11 protein-coding genes and 1 pseudogene are annotated in these 14,069 nt (G+C 41.0%); 5 read left to right on the forward strand and 7 right to left on the reverse strand.

What is annotated here, in order from left to right; translation table 11 throughout:
• The first annotated feature begins 414 nt into the window (after positions 1 to 414).
• The 3 genes and pseudogenes from FIV04_RS26400 to FIV04_RS27285 all read left to right on the forward strand — a co-directional run.
• Positions 415 to 1,572 (forward strand): GGDEF domain-containing protein, encoded by a 1,158-nt coding sequence (locus FIV04_RS26400; protein WP_152471384.1) that lies wholly within the window; start codon positions 415 to 417, stop codon positions 1,570 to 1,572.
• Entirely contained in the window at positions 1,559 to 2,281 is a 723-nt protein-coding gene (locus tag FIV04_RS26405; protein WP_152471385.1) for an ABC transporter substrate-binding protein, read from the forward strand. Before FIV04_RS26400 ends, FIV04_RS26405 begins: the two co-directional genes overlap by 14 nt.
• A gap of 1,571 nt (positions 2,282 to 3,852) precedes the next feature.
• Positions 3,853 to 4,476, forward strand: a pseudogene (locus FIV04_RS27285) (HD-GYP domain-containing protein); the annotation flags it as partial.
• A gap of 119 nt (positions 4,477 to 4,595) precedes the next feature.
• Here the strand turns inward: FIV04_RS27285 and FIV04_RS26415 are convergent.
• The 5 genes from FIV04_RS26415 to FIV04_RS26435 all read right to left on the reverse strand — a co-directional run bounded on the left by FIV04_RS26415 (position 4,596) and on the right by FIV04_RS26435 (position 8,126).
• Positions 4,596 to 5,273, reverse strand: coding sequence for a hypothetical protein (locus FIV04_RS26415; protein WP_152471386.1), 678 nt, complete (start codon positions 5,271 to 5,273; stop codon positions 4,596 to 4,598).
• 564 nt (positions 5,274 to 5,837) lie between these two features.
• Complete coding sequence (locus tag FIV04_RS26420) at positions 5,838 to 6,494, reverse strand: hypothetical protein (RefSeq protein WP_152471387.1); 657 nt, start codon at positions 6,492 to 6,494, stop codon at positions 5,838 to 5,840.
• Between the two features lie 154 nt (positions 6,495 to 6,648).
• Positions 6,649 to 7,242, reverse strand: a complete 594-nt coding sequence (locus FIV04_RS26425; protein ID WP_152471388.1) for a hypothetical protein — start codon at positions 7,240 to 7,242, stop codon at positions 6,649 to 6,651.
• Between the two features lie 188 nt (positions 7,243 to 7,430).
• On the reverse strand, positions 7,431 to 7,637 hold the full coding sequence (locus tag FIV04_RS26430) for a hypothetical protein (RefSeq protein WP_152471389.1): 207 nt from the start codon (positions 7,635 to 7,637) through the stop codon (positions 7,431 to 7,433).
• 54 nt (positions 7,638 to 7,691) lie between these two features.
• Positions 7,692 to 8,126: a hypothetical protein gene (locus FIV04_RS26435; protein WP_152471390.1), complete on the reverse strand. Its 435-nt coding sequence runs from the start codon at positions 8,124 to 8,126 to the stop codon at positions 7,692 to 7,694.
• Between the two features lie 736 nt (positions 8,127 to 8,862).
• Here FIV04_RS26435 and FIV04_RS26440 point away from each other — a divergent pair.
• Positions 8,863 to 10,593: a caspase family protein gene (locus FIV04_RS26440; protein ID WP_152471391.1), complete on the forward strand. Its 1,731-nt coding sequence runs from the start codon at positions 8,863 to 8,865 to the stop codon at positions 10,591 to 10,593.
• A gap of 161 nt (positions 10,594 to 10,754) precedes the next feature.
• On the opposite strand, the gene FIV04_RS26445 is transcribed toward FIV04_RS26440, so the two are convergent.
• A complete protein-coding gene (locus tag FIV04_RS26445; protein ID WP_152471392.1) occupies positions 10,755 to 11,057 on the reverse strand; it encodes a hypothetical protein in 303 nt (100 codons plus the stop codon).
• A 270-nt stretch (positions 11,058 to 11,327) separates the two neighbouring features.
• On the opposite strand from FIV04_RS26445, the gene FIV04_RS26450 reads away from it, so the two are divergent.
• Positions 11,328 to 13,469 carry a hypothetical protein gene (locus FIV04_RS26450; RefSeq protein ID WP_152471393.1) on the forward strand — a complete coding sequence of 714 codons (2,142 nt, stop codon included), beginning with the start codon at positions 11,328 to 11,330 and terminating at the stop codon, positions 13,467 to 13,469.
• Between the two features lie 116 nt (positions 13,470 to 13,585).
• Here the strand turns inward: FIV04_RS26450 and FIV04_RS26455 are convergent, their stop codons facing one another.
• The gene (locus tag FIV04_RS26455) at positions 13,586 to 14,014 is read right to left on the reverse strand and encodes a TetR family transcriptional regulator (RefSeq protein WP_152471394.1); all 429 of its coding nucleotides are present in this window, start codon (positions 14,012 to 14,014) and stop codon (positions 13,586 to 13,588) included.
• Positions 14,015 to 14,069: the final 55 nt, after the last annotated feature.

A 14,069-nucleotide genomic window follows, 5' to 3' on the forward strand; every position in this document is an offset into this window, starting at 1 on the left:
TCGCTTTGGTCTAAAAATGAGCATATACTTTACCTTTAAATAAGGGCAGGTGTCCAGTATGGTTGTTGAGGTACACAATGAGATGTTAGGCGTGATGCTAGTTTCTCTCTCTCTTGTTATTGTTTCTCCATGTTGATGTTTTTTGTCTTGGTATAGAAGTTATCAATGGTTGTCAGTGAGATTTTATAAAAATCGATCGATAATGATGGAATTTATTGTTTTATTTGCTTTTTTGATAGTTTTTGGTCAGGGGATAAATCTGTGTCTCTATCATCTACCAATAGAAAATCGAAGTGATTTCACCTGATCAAATAGATTTTACCGCTGGATTTTTATGGTCAATATCCGTTATTATCGGGTCAATTATTTTTAAGTGTTTTCTTGTGTAACAATTTATTACTTAAGGGTGTGTGGATGTGTAATGGTGCAGTAGAAAGAGTGAAAGATATCTCTTTACTAATACGCTACGACACTCTAGAGCAAGGTTTTCTATGGGCCTCAGCGGCGATTTCGATCCTGTATTTGACGGTTGGTTATTATATTGTGGTCGATCCGCATTCGATTTCACTCGAAAGCGCACCTATTTTAGTTTTGGGCTTACTGTTTATGTATGTCGGCTATACCACATCTTGTCGCGCTAAATTCCACTCGCGTTACTTTGCTGTTCAGAGTATCAGTGCAGCTTTTATTGGATTAAGTTTCGTGGTTTTGTCATTGGTGGTTGAGTTGGTATGGGGTTCTCCTGACGAAGCGAAAAAGATCTTACTCATTGGTTTCTTTATTACGTTAATGAGTTTGAGCATCTGCCGAACAGTTTTGTTTTTTGCAGTATTTCCTAATCTTGTTTATTACTTTTGGTTGGGCTATCAAGAGATCAATACAACCGTGATTGATTTAATCGTTAGCATCATAAAATTCCCTCTACTCATGGTGATCTTTTACTCTACAGTGCATCGTTTTTACGCCAATGTTGAGAAAGAGTTTTTAAAGAAAGATCAAACCATCACTCGCCTTGAAAGCGACAGCCATATCGATGAGCTGACACAAGTGAAAAATCGTAAAGGCTTTAATCTTAGTCTTGCCAGTGCGGTTCAAGAATCCGAAAAGTATGGCTTACCATTCTCTATTGTCTTTCTAGATATCGACTTTTTTAAAGAATATAACGACACACTTGGTCACCCCGCAGGGGACCGTTGCCTCAAAGCGGTTGCGTCCTTACTAAACACTCAATGTCGTAAAGTCACAGACACGATTGCGAGGGTCGGTGGTGAAGAGTTCGCACTTATCTTACCGAGCACCCCAAACAAAGGTGCGATTCATCTCGTTAAAAAAATACAACAACAGCTCAGCAATGAATCAATTCATCATCCAACTTCGTCGGTCTCGTCTTGTGTCACGGTCAGTGCTGGCGTTGCGAGTTATAGAACTGGTGATGATTTCTATTCACTTTATGAACGAGCGGACAAAGCAATGTACCGGGCCAAGATGAGTGGCCGTAATCGTTTCATGGCGTGCTGCAACACTTGTGTAGAGTGCTTACTACAAAGAGAAAATATTAATGAAATTATCTAAAGCCCTATTGTTGGGTTTGTTGGTGTCACATGGGGCTTATTCAACGACGTTAGATGTTGGCTTAGTGGATGCGGACAGGCCACCGTATTTTGTGAGGTCAACTACCCATACTTCGGTATCAGGAATGTATATCGATATTATGGATGAGATAGGCAAGCAGACAGGCATAGACTTCAATTACAAGTTTTTGCCTCAAAAACGGATTCGCGCTTACATTAAAATTGGTTTATTGGATGTTGAACCTGGAATCGATCCTGAGTGGAGGCAAGAAGAAGGAGAGGTTGAGTCGACGGTTTATTCAGACGTGTTGTTCCAGTCACCAGAAGTGCTGGTTTATAACCCAAGCAAGTTCCCAACGCCCCCACAACATGCAGAACTGATGCACCACAAATCGTGCAAGATGCTGGGTTTTAATGGTGTTCAAGAATCGAAGTTGAAAGAGCATGCATTGACCTCAGAAGAGCAGATCATTGATTTGATAAAGTTGCAGCGCTGTGATTGGGCGATCTTTCCGATCGATGTCATTAACGCCCAATCCTCGTTCGGTCGGCTCAAATATACCGAGCCAGTGGCTATATACTCCCTATCTTTAAGATTGCATAAAGAACACACCGAGCTTCTCCAGCCGATTAACGAAGCCATTCAAAATATGAAACAGAGCGGAAAATTGCACGCGATTATTCACTCTTATATCGCAGAGGTTGAGTAATGTTTCGGTTAATAACATCTTGCATGTTGCTCTTTTCGATATGTTTTCCAAGCGTTTGCTTTTCATCTATCGGTGACGAAGTAAGAGTGGCGATTAATGATCAAATGTCTGAAAAAACCGATGCAGGACAAATGGCATTGGAGCTGTCAGAACTGACGGCTGCTCATCTATATAACTTAGATGAAGAACAAATAGACCAAACATTATTGGTGATGTTGCGCGCTAACCGACGCTTGCAAGCGGTGAGCGTGACCGATTATGCCACCCAAGAAGTGATAGCCTCGATTTATCGAAATGATACAGAAAGCTTTGTCCGAGGCGATTTTCCGAATTACCTTGAACGTTATCAAACGGCTAAAGCAAGCATCTCATACAATGGTGCGTTGATTGGACTTATTGAAATTCGTTTCCTGTCGGAAGAGGAAGCCAGCCGGTTAGATGCACTATCGAATAACTTGATCATTTTGTTGATTGCATTTGTGTGCTTTTTCGCTTTGATTGCATTTATCTTTCGGTTGTTAACAAAAAACTTAGGTGGGAATATTTATTTAACCTTCGGTACCCAGAGCTTTGCACGATTGATTTTTGGGGCCATTTCGGTCTTTATTTTGATCAGTATCGCCGGAAGTTGGCTCACGCTCGAACATAACAAATCCAACATAATGGTCCGTAGTTCGGATGCATTTCATCAGTATTTGCGCTCCTTTGACCGCAGTCTCGTAAACTTGCACATGATTCGAGAGAAAACATTTCGCCATATCTTATCGAAGGGCGAGTTCCAGCATAGTTTGTATGAGATATTGCAAGCGATCATCACACGAGATAAAGAGGCCGAGAATTACTATAGTAACAAAATGACCGAGGTTTGGGATAAGTACCGTGAGTTTAGTCTGAACGGCAGCAAGCTGATTGTGAATCCTGAATTGGACGTTATCTATAGTCAAGGCCAAGAGTTGAGCCTTGAAGATATTCTGAGCAGCAGTTCAAATCGATTGTCTAAGCCATTACGTGGTGAATCTGAGCTTATTCCTATTCAAGTTACCCATGATGTTAAGACAGGGCAAACCGAGTATCGAATTGTTTTCGCAACGCCGGTTTTTGATGCAGCGACCGATACCGTAATTGCTGTCGTGATGATTGAAGTGAACGAAGAAGAGGTGTCGTATCGAGATCTCAGCATGCATAATTTCTCAAACAGTGGCGAAATGATGGTGTTTGATCGTGACGGACGAATGTTATCGACACCGCGGTTCGAGCTTAATTCAGCACGTGTTGAAAACGAACGCATGTTCATCCGAGAAATGCTTCAAAAGCTTAAAGTGCATGGTTTAGATAACAACCTAGCTGGTATTCACAAAGTCATCGATTATCGAGGGGTGGCAACTTATGCCATGCTTCATTGGAACTCTGAGCTGAATGTTGCTTTGGTAGCGAAAATGGATGTTGATGAAATACTTAACGACTATTTTTTATTTAGGCGAAGCGTGTTCTTTGTTGTGCTAGTGATGGTGGCTTTCACCGTGCCATGTTTGTTGTTTACTCTATATGCCGGTAGCTTAACTAACCAAAGGTTGAAAGATTCACGACGTGAAATTATCAACCGTCTGGGGCATGCCGCGGAGTTTAAAGACAATGAAACTGCCTTGCATATTTTCCGAATGAGTCGCTATACCGAAGTGTTAGCGCGTAATTTGAAAATGCCATCAGATTGGGTTGAGCTGTTATGTGATGCAGCTCCGATGCACGACATCGGAAAAATTGGTGTGCCCGATAACATTCTTCAAAAGCCGGGTAAGCTTGATCCTGAAGAATGGGAGGTCATGAAAAAACACCCTAAGTTCGGTGCTGATATCATTGGCCAACACACTGATTCCACCTTGCTTAGTACTGCTAGAGACATTGCGCTCTATCATCATGAAAAGTGGGATGGTACTGGTTACCCTGAGGGGATTTCAGGCACTGATATACCATTGGCCGCCCGAATCGTAGCGATAGCTGATGTATTTGATGCTCTTACTAGCTCTAGACCATATAAGAAGGCGTGGGCCTTTGAAGATGCGGTGAACCTCATCGTTAGCGAATCTGGAAAACATTTTGACCCTAAACTGGTTAGGGTGTTCACTGAGTCTTTGGCTGAGTTTAAGTATGTGATGAAAACCTACAGCGACGAGACGCTAGAGAAGAAGGCCTCGTAGCTGCGGATGGAAGAGGGCGAGTGCTGGTTTGGTACTCGCCTTTTTTGGTCTAGGTTGGTAGAGGGAGGTGAACATGGCTAAAAAGGTTGGCCATGTTTTTTTAATTTGCAGCACGGCTATCAGCGTTGAGCTCTTTCTTGCTCAAGCTCCTCTCTAGCTTCGTCTTCTAACTGCTCTCGATTTTTAAACAGTCCTGAAAAAGTATTCTTTTTACTTCTGACTCGAGAGTCGACTTCTGCTTGAAAAACTAACCCTCCGATTAACACGTATCCAAATAGAGCAAACATGACTACATTGTAAACAATATTCAGTTCCTCCTCGAAGTTTGCTCTTGCATAAAGGAAACCGGAGATGGCGAGGATGATAGAGGCGACAATTGTCAGCCAGTTATGTGTAATAAGATCGAAAATAATCCGCATGCCGCCCTTAAAAACGAAATACGGGAACACAATCGGACCGAAACATACGAAAATGGCGATCATTAGACCAAACAAGAAGCCAGGGCCAATCAACAGGGTTTCAAGCGCAACTATTGGCCCATTTTGGAAGGTGCCTAAACCCAATCCAACAACCAATAGAAATGAGCTCCATGATAAAACTTGCTTTATATTGAAGCCGCTGTAGTTAACGTAAAGCTTGAAACTTGCATAAACGACAAGGGTGGCCCCAATCGCTCCTGGAATATTTAATAGGTATTTAGTTGTAAACTCGATTAGGTAGTAAATTGGAGCTAGTGAATATCCAGCAAGTGTGCCCCATGTATCAAGCGCTTTTTCTAAGATGGCAGACGTGTCCATACGTTATCTCTATTTTACTGTTCTTAAAATTTGAATTTAATATGAGTCTTGTAACATATATTTGAATTAAGTTCTCGTTGAGAATTACTATGCGTGACATGGGTTTATGTTATTGTTTGTCAGAACATTTATGTAGCAGAAGCTTACTTCCACTCGGTATCTGGAACATAGTTTTTGTATCTATACCGTTCGCCCAAGGGCGTTTAATTCCTTTGAGTGGTTTGAGGTGCCTTGATGCTGAATTGGTCTTAGTTTCTGCTGAATCCCTTACAGGTTAAGCACATTATGGAAACCTACAGCGAAGAGCCGCTAGAGAAGAAGGCCTCGTAAGACTGGGGATGGAAGAGGGCGAATGCTGGTTTGGTACTCGCCCTTTTTGCCTACGTTGGCAGAGGAAGGTGAATATAGCTAAAAAAGATGAGCCATGTTCTTTAATTAGCAACATGGTCATCAGCGTTGAACTCTAATGGATTTGAAATGTTGTATGATGTTACCCAGTGCAGATTGACGATTTGGCGCATACAGCTATAACCGAGCCTTGAACATCAAATATGTTAACAGTTTTTATCGTTGCTCGACTATTTCTATCAAATCGCCATTAATTGAATATTTAGCTTTAACAAACCCGATGGCCATTCCACCAAACCCATTCCGTGCTCGATACTTCATGTTTACAACAAGGTGATCGCCCATATCAAAGTAATTTGTTGAAATGTGGTCGTAACTGTTTGGATCTTTAAGGTTCATTTCGACCAGACTTTCCAAACTATGGTGAGCGCCGTCCCACACACTAAATTGTGACTCAATCTTGGCCTTTCGTTCTTCCGCCGCTTTTAGTTCTTTCTCCAGCCTGATCGATTCAAAGCTCGGTCCGCAAAAATCCAAGCCAGCGTTATATATTGGCAATAGGGAACGCCCCTCAATACGATATTTATCAAGCCCCTCAGACAGAATATTAAGCTTTATAACCTCGTCATTCACATCGGATACAGCATCGTTTGTTTCTTTCTCACATCTAATGTTGATACTGTCCAAAGTGAGAGGCCAATCTCGGCCGATGTATTCCTTTTTAAGTAGACCCGTATTGAAGTCGGCTTTAAGAGCTGCGACTCTTTTTGCTTCTGCTCGCTTAATCTTATCTTGCTCAATTTTTCCAATAAAAAACAAAGTAAACCAAACAGCGATAACCGATATTAAAGTCCAAGTAATAAGCTTTTTCAAAATAACCTCTATCTATAAATCAAAATTAATTATTGGGAGATGTATCTCTCCAACCGTGTTATCGAAATCAACTTTTGCGAGTCACTCCTTTTTACGTAATGAAGAGCGACTCCTTTGATGTTGGTCCATAAAAGAGCGTCCATTTTGTTACGAGTTACATGATGACTTTTTGCAGCATGTACTCTTGTGACGTCAAAAGATGCATGCTTGAGGGCGTATTTATGTGGTGCTCGGGCGAGCTTTCTTTCGGCATATAGGGCTTAACACCGAGAGCAATTCGTCTTTCGTTGACGGAATCAACGTATTGAGTACTGGCAGGGTTGACTCCTCGCGCCCTAAGTGCGGAGTCTTGCTTATTATCTAGGGTGAAGTCGAGCTCTTCCGGAAAGATCTTGTAGTACTCATCACTATCAAATTTCTGTAAGACGGCTTTGAGGGCACCGTTGGAAATACATTGTTTGATGTACCCTCTATGCGTGCGTTCGCCTTGTATGATGGCGTTGAGTGTGCCGATCCAATATTCAATGTGAGTATCCTTGAGTTTGTTAAACACATGCTCACCACCAAGTAAAACATCAATACCTTGTTGGTGTGTAAATGCGGCCCCATCCAGCGGTTCCAACCTAAACTCATGATCGAACAAGGAAGTGATAAAAGTGGCTTCTATCTGTTTGATATCGGCCTCTTGTTGGTTTGTCCAATGGCGATTGTCTTCTAAAAAGTCTGCGAATATATATGCATCATTCATAATTTAGTTTGCCGTTTTAAGGTTGAGCATGAGAAAGAGAAGTACGAGGTCATCCTTGTCCGTTTTATTTCGCTGTTCGATGGCGGCATATTTTGCGTTTGGCTTAGGTAAGCTAGTAACCCAAGATGATAATGACCACGACCAGTTCATTCAGAATAACCCTCTTGATTTTTTGATTGCTACACCGTTTAAACGTAGGTACTGATGGTGTTTCGATTCATTTTCTTGATGACATCAGAACCATTCAAACGCTTGACTGTTAAACCTTTATCAGTTTTAAGTTCGATCTGGTTATGGTTATTCAACTTGGCACTAAGATTGGTGTTGTTGTCGATAAATTGTGCAGCATTCCTCAAGTCATTTTGAAATTGGGGTGCATAAAGGTTTAGTCTCATTGTCGTATCCGATTGGCGTGCTGGTGATTCAATTTGCGTATTGACGATGGCTTTTTACTCGGGAGGAGGTTGCTTTGCGCCATTAAGGTTATTGAATATCTCTAATTTGGGTGATTTAAGAGCCTTATCTAAACTCCAACCATTTCGTAGTCGTGTATAGACGGCGCTGTAAGAGAGTGAATCGTGCATGTTATCGATGATCATCGCTTTATAACTGCTGTAACATTTACCACCGTAGTGGTGCTTGCAACGCTTAGGATGTGTAAATTCACCGACACAACGTGGTGTATGTAACGCTTCGCGTATTGGTATCCCACTTTTTATTCGTCTGTTGACCAGTGCGCAGCTGAGTTCTGCTAATTTGTTATCTTCAATTAGCTCTGTGAGAGTGGTGTAGCTCTTACCATTGAAATGGTACTGTCCACAATCTTGCCTTCGATTTATCAAGAAATCTTGGAGTGCAAATTGATCCTCGTAAGCCTTGCTCAAACCGTCTCTAACCTCTTACTTCTTTAAGGACGACGTATTTTATTTATTTTGATGGATATTTCAACAATTATGTTTGTGAGAGGGAGGTTTTCCCAGTTTTGAGACACGTTTGGTTCTCTGATCAGGATTTGAACGGATTTGTTTTGTTTATATTGTTGAATATATTGGGTTTTTTATTTTTTTGAGGTTGTTGCTCTATTGGGGCGAGCAAGTTTGAAAGGCTGGCATTGGTGTTTTGAAGAAATCTTCTTTCTTGGTTTTTTTGATGTTTGTTTTTTAATAGGGGATGTGTGTTTTTATGAGTTCCGTTATGAGATGACACAGAAGTATTGAATATTACCAAAACTTTGAGGTTCTTACGGAGGGAATCAATGCAACACCAAATGAAGAAGATTCGTTCATTAAAGGTATGGAAGTATCATTCGATGTCACTGGATATACTTATTCCATAGAGGTAATACAAGGTTTAAATTGATGGTAGCTTCGCAATTTAACAGAACTTCGTATTATATAAATTATGTTAAATTACAATATTTTGTGGCATTGGGCTAACTGATAAGGTCCGGGATTATCCACTATCCAGGTTAGCACATAGCATTGAATCTCACATTGCACTGTAAGTCAGACGCAACAATAAAAAACATGTCATTTTTCCCCCATAGAAATATAACCTTTGTTTTGATGCCGCCTAAAGACATGGCAGTCAGTTCAGTCATCAACAATAAAGGAAACGCACATGACATTGAAACTAAAAAGCGTTGCGGTCATTATGGCCGCTTTAGCTTCAAATTCTTTTGCGTCAACAGAGCTCATCGACAGGATCAGCTTTAACCAGCTTGAACAGTATTCGGGTTACTATTCTCCCGGCAGTTCTTGGACATCCATCGTCGACGGGATTGTTGAAATACGTCCGTGGAAGCAACGTTGGAACAACAACGCGGATTCACCTTACACTTACTCAACCGAGGAAGATGGTTCTATTTTTCTTGAACTTGATTCTTGGTTAGCTCGAGGGAAAGTTAGCTTTGATCAGACCTATACTGTACGTATAAAAGTGTGGGAGTTTGATTCAAAATCCAAAGACAAAACCAACTTAGAGTTGCTTCACTTTGACCGTTCTAACGGAATTGAGACGCTCTATAAGCGCAATGCCTTTGGTAAGAAAGAATACCTTGAGTTCGACGTCACAGGGCAAGTGCTTAAAAATGGTCTCAAAATTGTCAACACCAATATCGCCATTGACGAAATTCATCTCTACCAAAAAGACGATACAAAAACCAAGCTGATTGACTTCGAACATATCTCGTCACTTAAACATGGCTCAATTCATAATACCTACCAAGAGAGTAAAGGAATCGGCTTTTCTCCTATCAACCAGAGAGCTGGGACTCACAACCAACAAACGTTTACTTACGGCAATACCAATGCCAAATACCATATTCAAGCGTTTGACACCAAAGATATTGATGAAGAAGCAACATACCGAATTGAAATGATGGCCGGCTCCGCAACTGGCAAATCCAGAAATTACCGTAAAATAAACTTGTCTTTAACTTCCTACAAAGGCCTTGTTCACAAGTATGGCGGTGATGAACTATTTGGAGTGTCTTGGGAGCATTTTGCGTTCAATGTATCGGGAAAAGAACTAATTAACGGTCTCTACCTTAATAACGCATTAGTAAAATTGGATGATATTTCGATTCGCAAGATCAACGGCACATCAAGACTCAAAGCTCTCTCAATATCCGTAAGTGATTTGAACAATGATGGAGATTATAAAGATCATGGTGAGCTAGTAGGTTCATACAATGACGGTAAAATCATGCATCAGGTTATGACTAACGCCGGATATGACACAAACTACCGTGACAGCGTCAGTGAGAAAGAATTTATCAACGAATTGGATAAAGCAGTAGAAGAAACATCTCCAGGTGGTACGTTGTTTGTCTCTCTGTCAGGCCACCTGTCTGGAACAGGTCAGTTTTCTCTTAACGACGAACAGGTTTCAGCAAAACAAATTAAAGAACGTTTAGATCGTTTCAAAGGGCGGGTCGTTTTATTCTATGACTCATGTGGCAGTGAGAGTGCAATCCAGCACTTCAAGAATGACTCAAGCTATTTAACTATGGCTTCTTCGAGCGTCAATGAGCCTAGCTGGCAAGAAAATTACACTCAAGAAGTTGAGGGCAGTGATTTAGCGAAAGCTTCGTTAAAGCCTGATTCTGCCGGCCAGTATCATATGGGTAACAGCACATATTTTATTGGCGAAGGAGCAGATGCTTTCAATGCTAATAATCTTCCAGCAGATGCAAACGGTGATAATGTTGTGACATTCCTTGAACTCTTTGAATACGTCAAACCTCGCGTTGCAAATCGTTTAGAAGGTAGCCGCTTCTCTCAAACTGCGGTGATGTATGCTCCTGAGAATGAGCAACACTTTCCGCTACTGGATTATCGAAACTATTAACCCCCTCTTGTAATCAGCTAACACTATCTTGAACAAAACGTGCGGATTTGTTTTTCTGTGTTGTCATTAGCGCCTGTATGTTATGTCCAGTGTCTACAGGAAGTGCGTGGTTTCTTGATTACAAACAGTAAATGCCCCTCTATTGAGGGGCCTATATTTTTCTACAACCATTCACCCTTGATCACTGCGCACATGAGTTTCTTTTCGAACTCACCAAGTCCCTCAAGACGGGCAAATTCCTTATGTTTGCCTTTTTCCATTTGACCTTTCCACCATTCACCCTTCTGAACAATGTTGTATTCTTGGATAATGGCAATGTCTATCTCAGCTTTTTGTCCTTTTGTGTACTCGCCAGAAATTGTGCATGCAACAACATCTGCAAAAAGACGGCCTACTTCTTTTGGAGATTTAGCGTTTGCAGATAGTGGCGTCAAGAGCGCAGCTATTAGGATTAGTTTTTTCATTAAATTTCTCATTGCATAAATTGGCGGCAATGTTAACAATAAAGTATGTTATCTTCTATTTGTATTTTGAAATTCTTAGTTGATAGCTGTGGTTTTTCGAAATAAGTAAAGCCAACAAAGTGATGCAATCATCCAACCATTGCAATTGATCACAGATTTATCGAATTTTTGTTAGATAAATAGCATTTCCCCCCAAAAACAAATAGTGCCAATCGATAGCTCTCCCTGTAAATAGCATACTAGATCTGCAATTAACAAGAGGTGGGGAAAATGAAATTACGTAAAACGGCCATATGCATCGGATTAGCTCTTTCATCATTTTGCGTACACGCGAAGTACACAACACAACCGGTAGTTAAGAAAGATGTTGAAATTAACTACATGTATTACACATCTCTAGATTCAGTTAATTACGAAATTATCGGCTCGCAAAAATTAGAGCGAGGGTTGAACGACGGTGTGCTTATGAACAACATCACCGTAGAAGTCTTGGAAAACAATGTAGATTCGACAAAGTTCTTGATCACCAACCACACGATGAGAAAGTTCTCTGATATCAACATCAGTCTGGGAAGAACCGGTTTCACGCTAGACACCCCACTCGATCAATTCATGAAAATTGAAGTTGAAGTTGAAGGCATCATTCTTGATAGCCCAAGCGATGTTGAATTTTTAGATCCAAACCCACTTTTCCAACCAAATGCAAATGGCTATGCTGATTCTGTTTCAGAGTATCACTTGCAGGCATTTCACGGCTTACAGAATGGTCTAAAGGTACAGTATGGTCAGGCAGAGACCTACGACTTATACATGGATACATTTACCAATGTATTTGATCAAACAAGACGAGATTCATGGTCTAAGTGGCATAGATCTGTTACGTACAAAGTGCCGAAAGAATATCGTGCTCACAACAAACGAGGCACATCTGGTGGCTATTGGCATGCAATCGGAAAGAAATACCTAGATAGAGTAATGCAGTTCCCAGAGTATACAAGCATGTATGGCACATTGAGCCATGAAAACGCTCACTCTATGGGTTTCAAACATGGTTCTGGGATGGCGTATGGCTGGGATGATCAGGCTAGAGCGTTAGCATCAAAGCACATTGAGATGGGCTTATACAAGAACGCTGAAATCATACCTCAAACCAATAACTTTTTCTGGGACCATAACGAGTCAACCAATACGATTCGCCTATTCAAAAAGCAAGGTGCTGAGTTTTCTGGATTTGAGCGTGTAGACTTCATGTATGACACGAATAAGGTCAGAATGAACACTGTTACATCAAGTTTTGATCAACTGACACTGCCAGTAATCACGAACGATGAAAATTCAGCAATCGTTCTTAATGCCAAGCTAAAGGATCACCCTACATCAGTAAACTTACTCATTTATGGTGACGCTATCGATGTTGCAGAGACCGAAGAAGAGTTCTCAAACCATATCGATCCTACATTCAACAATTACGAGCAAGAAGAGCAGCTTCACCAAGAAAAACGCGCAGAATTGGTGAACCAATTCCCAGAGTCAACTCAATGGGTAAATGCATCTGACGCTATTGGCCATGAACTTGTTAAGTTCAAGTACAAAGGTGCAGACGAAACCATATGTAAGTTTAACCATATTATGCAAGGTCTTAAGACCACGACATTCTTAGGTATGGTTAGAGACGATGTTTGTTCAATTGGTGATGAGAACTCGTACAAAGGTACTTTTAACTACTCTTCACTTCCTGGGGCTTATCAAGTTGTATCGCTAGATAACGAAAACGTTGAAAACGGTAAGTTGAACGTTTTTGTTACCCAACAAGATCGACTAGCTGAAGTGTGTTTCTACGCACACGAAAGTACCCCAGTTCTTCATGGCGTTGGATTCAAGTCAGTGAGTGGGAAATGTAGTTCGTCGATGACAGCCTTTAATGGTCGTGGGTGGGGAATGGGAAAGAACTTTGAAACGATTGTGATTGACACTACAGACCCAACTAAACTTCCAGAGCATCATGGTTGGAATTTCCCCGAAGATGTTGCATATCCTGCAAAAATCTACATTGATGGTGACTCGAGAAGCGTATGCAGATTTATGGTGGAAGAAGGCATTCAAGAATTCGGATATGTAAACGACGAAAGCAAATGTACCATTGGCGCAAACAACAGCATAAACGAGATCAAGAACCTAACAACAGATGATTACCAGGTTGTAGATTCCCTGTCTGGTGAAAGCGGCTTGCCAATTACTGTTATGTATGATGGTCAGAGTGCTGAGGTGTGCTTTGTATCAGGAAATGGTTACGGCGGTGTCTCTACTAAAATAGGCAGTCGTTGCGGCGAAGTAGCGTCTAAAAAGTCAGGTAAGAAAGCGAAAAATGGAGCTCCTTGGATCTTTAAAAAGCATAATATTGTGTCATTTTAAGTCGTAGTATCGTAAAAAAGGAGACTTCGGTCTCCTTTTTTTGTCTATATGTCTTCTTAAACGTTTTTAAAGCAAGGAGGATGTGAGCACCTTACTCTTCTTTGTTGAATCTGCTTTTACGCATGCACTACCGCATATCCAATCGCCATGTACACGGCATTTTTCACTTCTTCTGGGTCGCCATTAATTATTTCAAGCAGTTCCCCATGACCCTTGCTTTTTTCAAATACCTGCCCGGTATTTTTTATTAAATTTCTAAACATTCGGTCTTCATCAACAGCGAGCTTGAAGCTTGCGAAGAATGCTTCTGGACTAGAAAAGTCTAATGCTTGGCTAACTCGTTCTGCCAGTATAGGTTCAACTTCCGCAAGAAGATCTTCTTTTCGTTTAAAGTGACAGTTAATACCTGATCGGCTAATGTTTGCTTTCTTAGCAATATGTGAAAAGGTAAGCATTTCAGCGCCTTCAAGAGTGATGATCTTGATTGTTGCGTCGATAATATTCTGTCTAGTTTGTTTAGCCACGGCTTGGCTGACTCTTGGCATGTTCCATCTCCATTTTGGGAAACTTATGCTACACATATCAAACGCTATTATATAC

The sequence above is a fragment of the Vibrio sp. THAF190c genome (genome assembly GCF_009363355.1).
GTDB classification, from domain to species: Bacteria; Pseudomonadota; Gammaproteobacteria; order Enterobacterales; family Vibrionaceae; genus Vibrio; species Vibrio fortis_A.

What these genes read in the sequence shown, in the direction of transcription:
- FIV04_RS26405 (WP_152471385.1), top strand. Translation starts at nt 1,559, where the DNA reads ATGAAATTATCTAAAGCCCTATTGTTGGGTTTGTTGGTGTCACATGGG.
- FIV04_RS26415 (WP_152471386.1), bottom strand. Translation starts at nt 5,273, where the DNA reads ATGGACACGTCTGCCATCTTAGAAAAAGCGCTTGATACATGGGGCACA.
- FIV04_RS26400 (WP_152471384.1), top strand. Translation starts at nt 415, where the DNA reads ATGTGTAATGGTGCAGTAGAAAGAGTGAAAGATATCTCTTTACTAATA.
- FIV04_RS26440 (WP_152471391.1), top strand. Translation starts at nt 8,863, where the DNA reads ATGACATTGAAACTAAAAAGCGTTGCGGTCATTATGGCCGCTTTAGCT.
- FIV04_RS26445 (WP_152471392.1), bottom strand. Translation starts at nt 11,057, where the DNA reads ATGAAAAAACTAATCCTAATAGCTGCGCTCTTGACGCCACTATCTGCA.
- FIV04_RS26455 (WP_152471394.1), bottom strand. Translation starts at nt 14,014, where the DNA reads ATGCCAAGAGTCAGCCAAGCCGTGGCTAAACAAACTAGACAGAATATT.
- FIV04_RS26425 (WP_152471388.1), bottom strand. Translation starts at nt 7,242, where the DNA reads ATGAATGATGCATATATATTCGCAGACTTTTTAGAAGACAATCGCCAT.
- FIV04_RS26430 (WP_152471389.1), bottom strand. Translation starts at nt 7,637, where the DNA reads ATGAGACTAAACCTTTATGCACCCCAATTTCAAAATGACTTGAGGAAT.
- FIV04_RS26450 (WP_152471393.1), top strand. Translation starts at nt 11,328, where the DNA reads ATGAAATTACGTAAAACGGCCATATGCATCGGATTAGCTCTTTCATCA.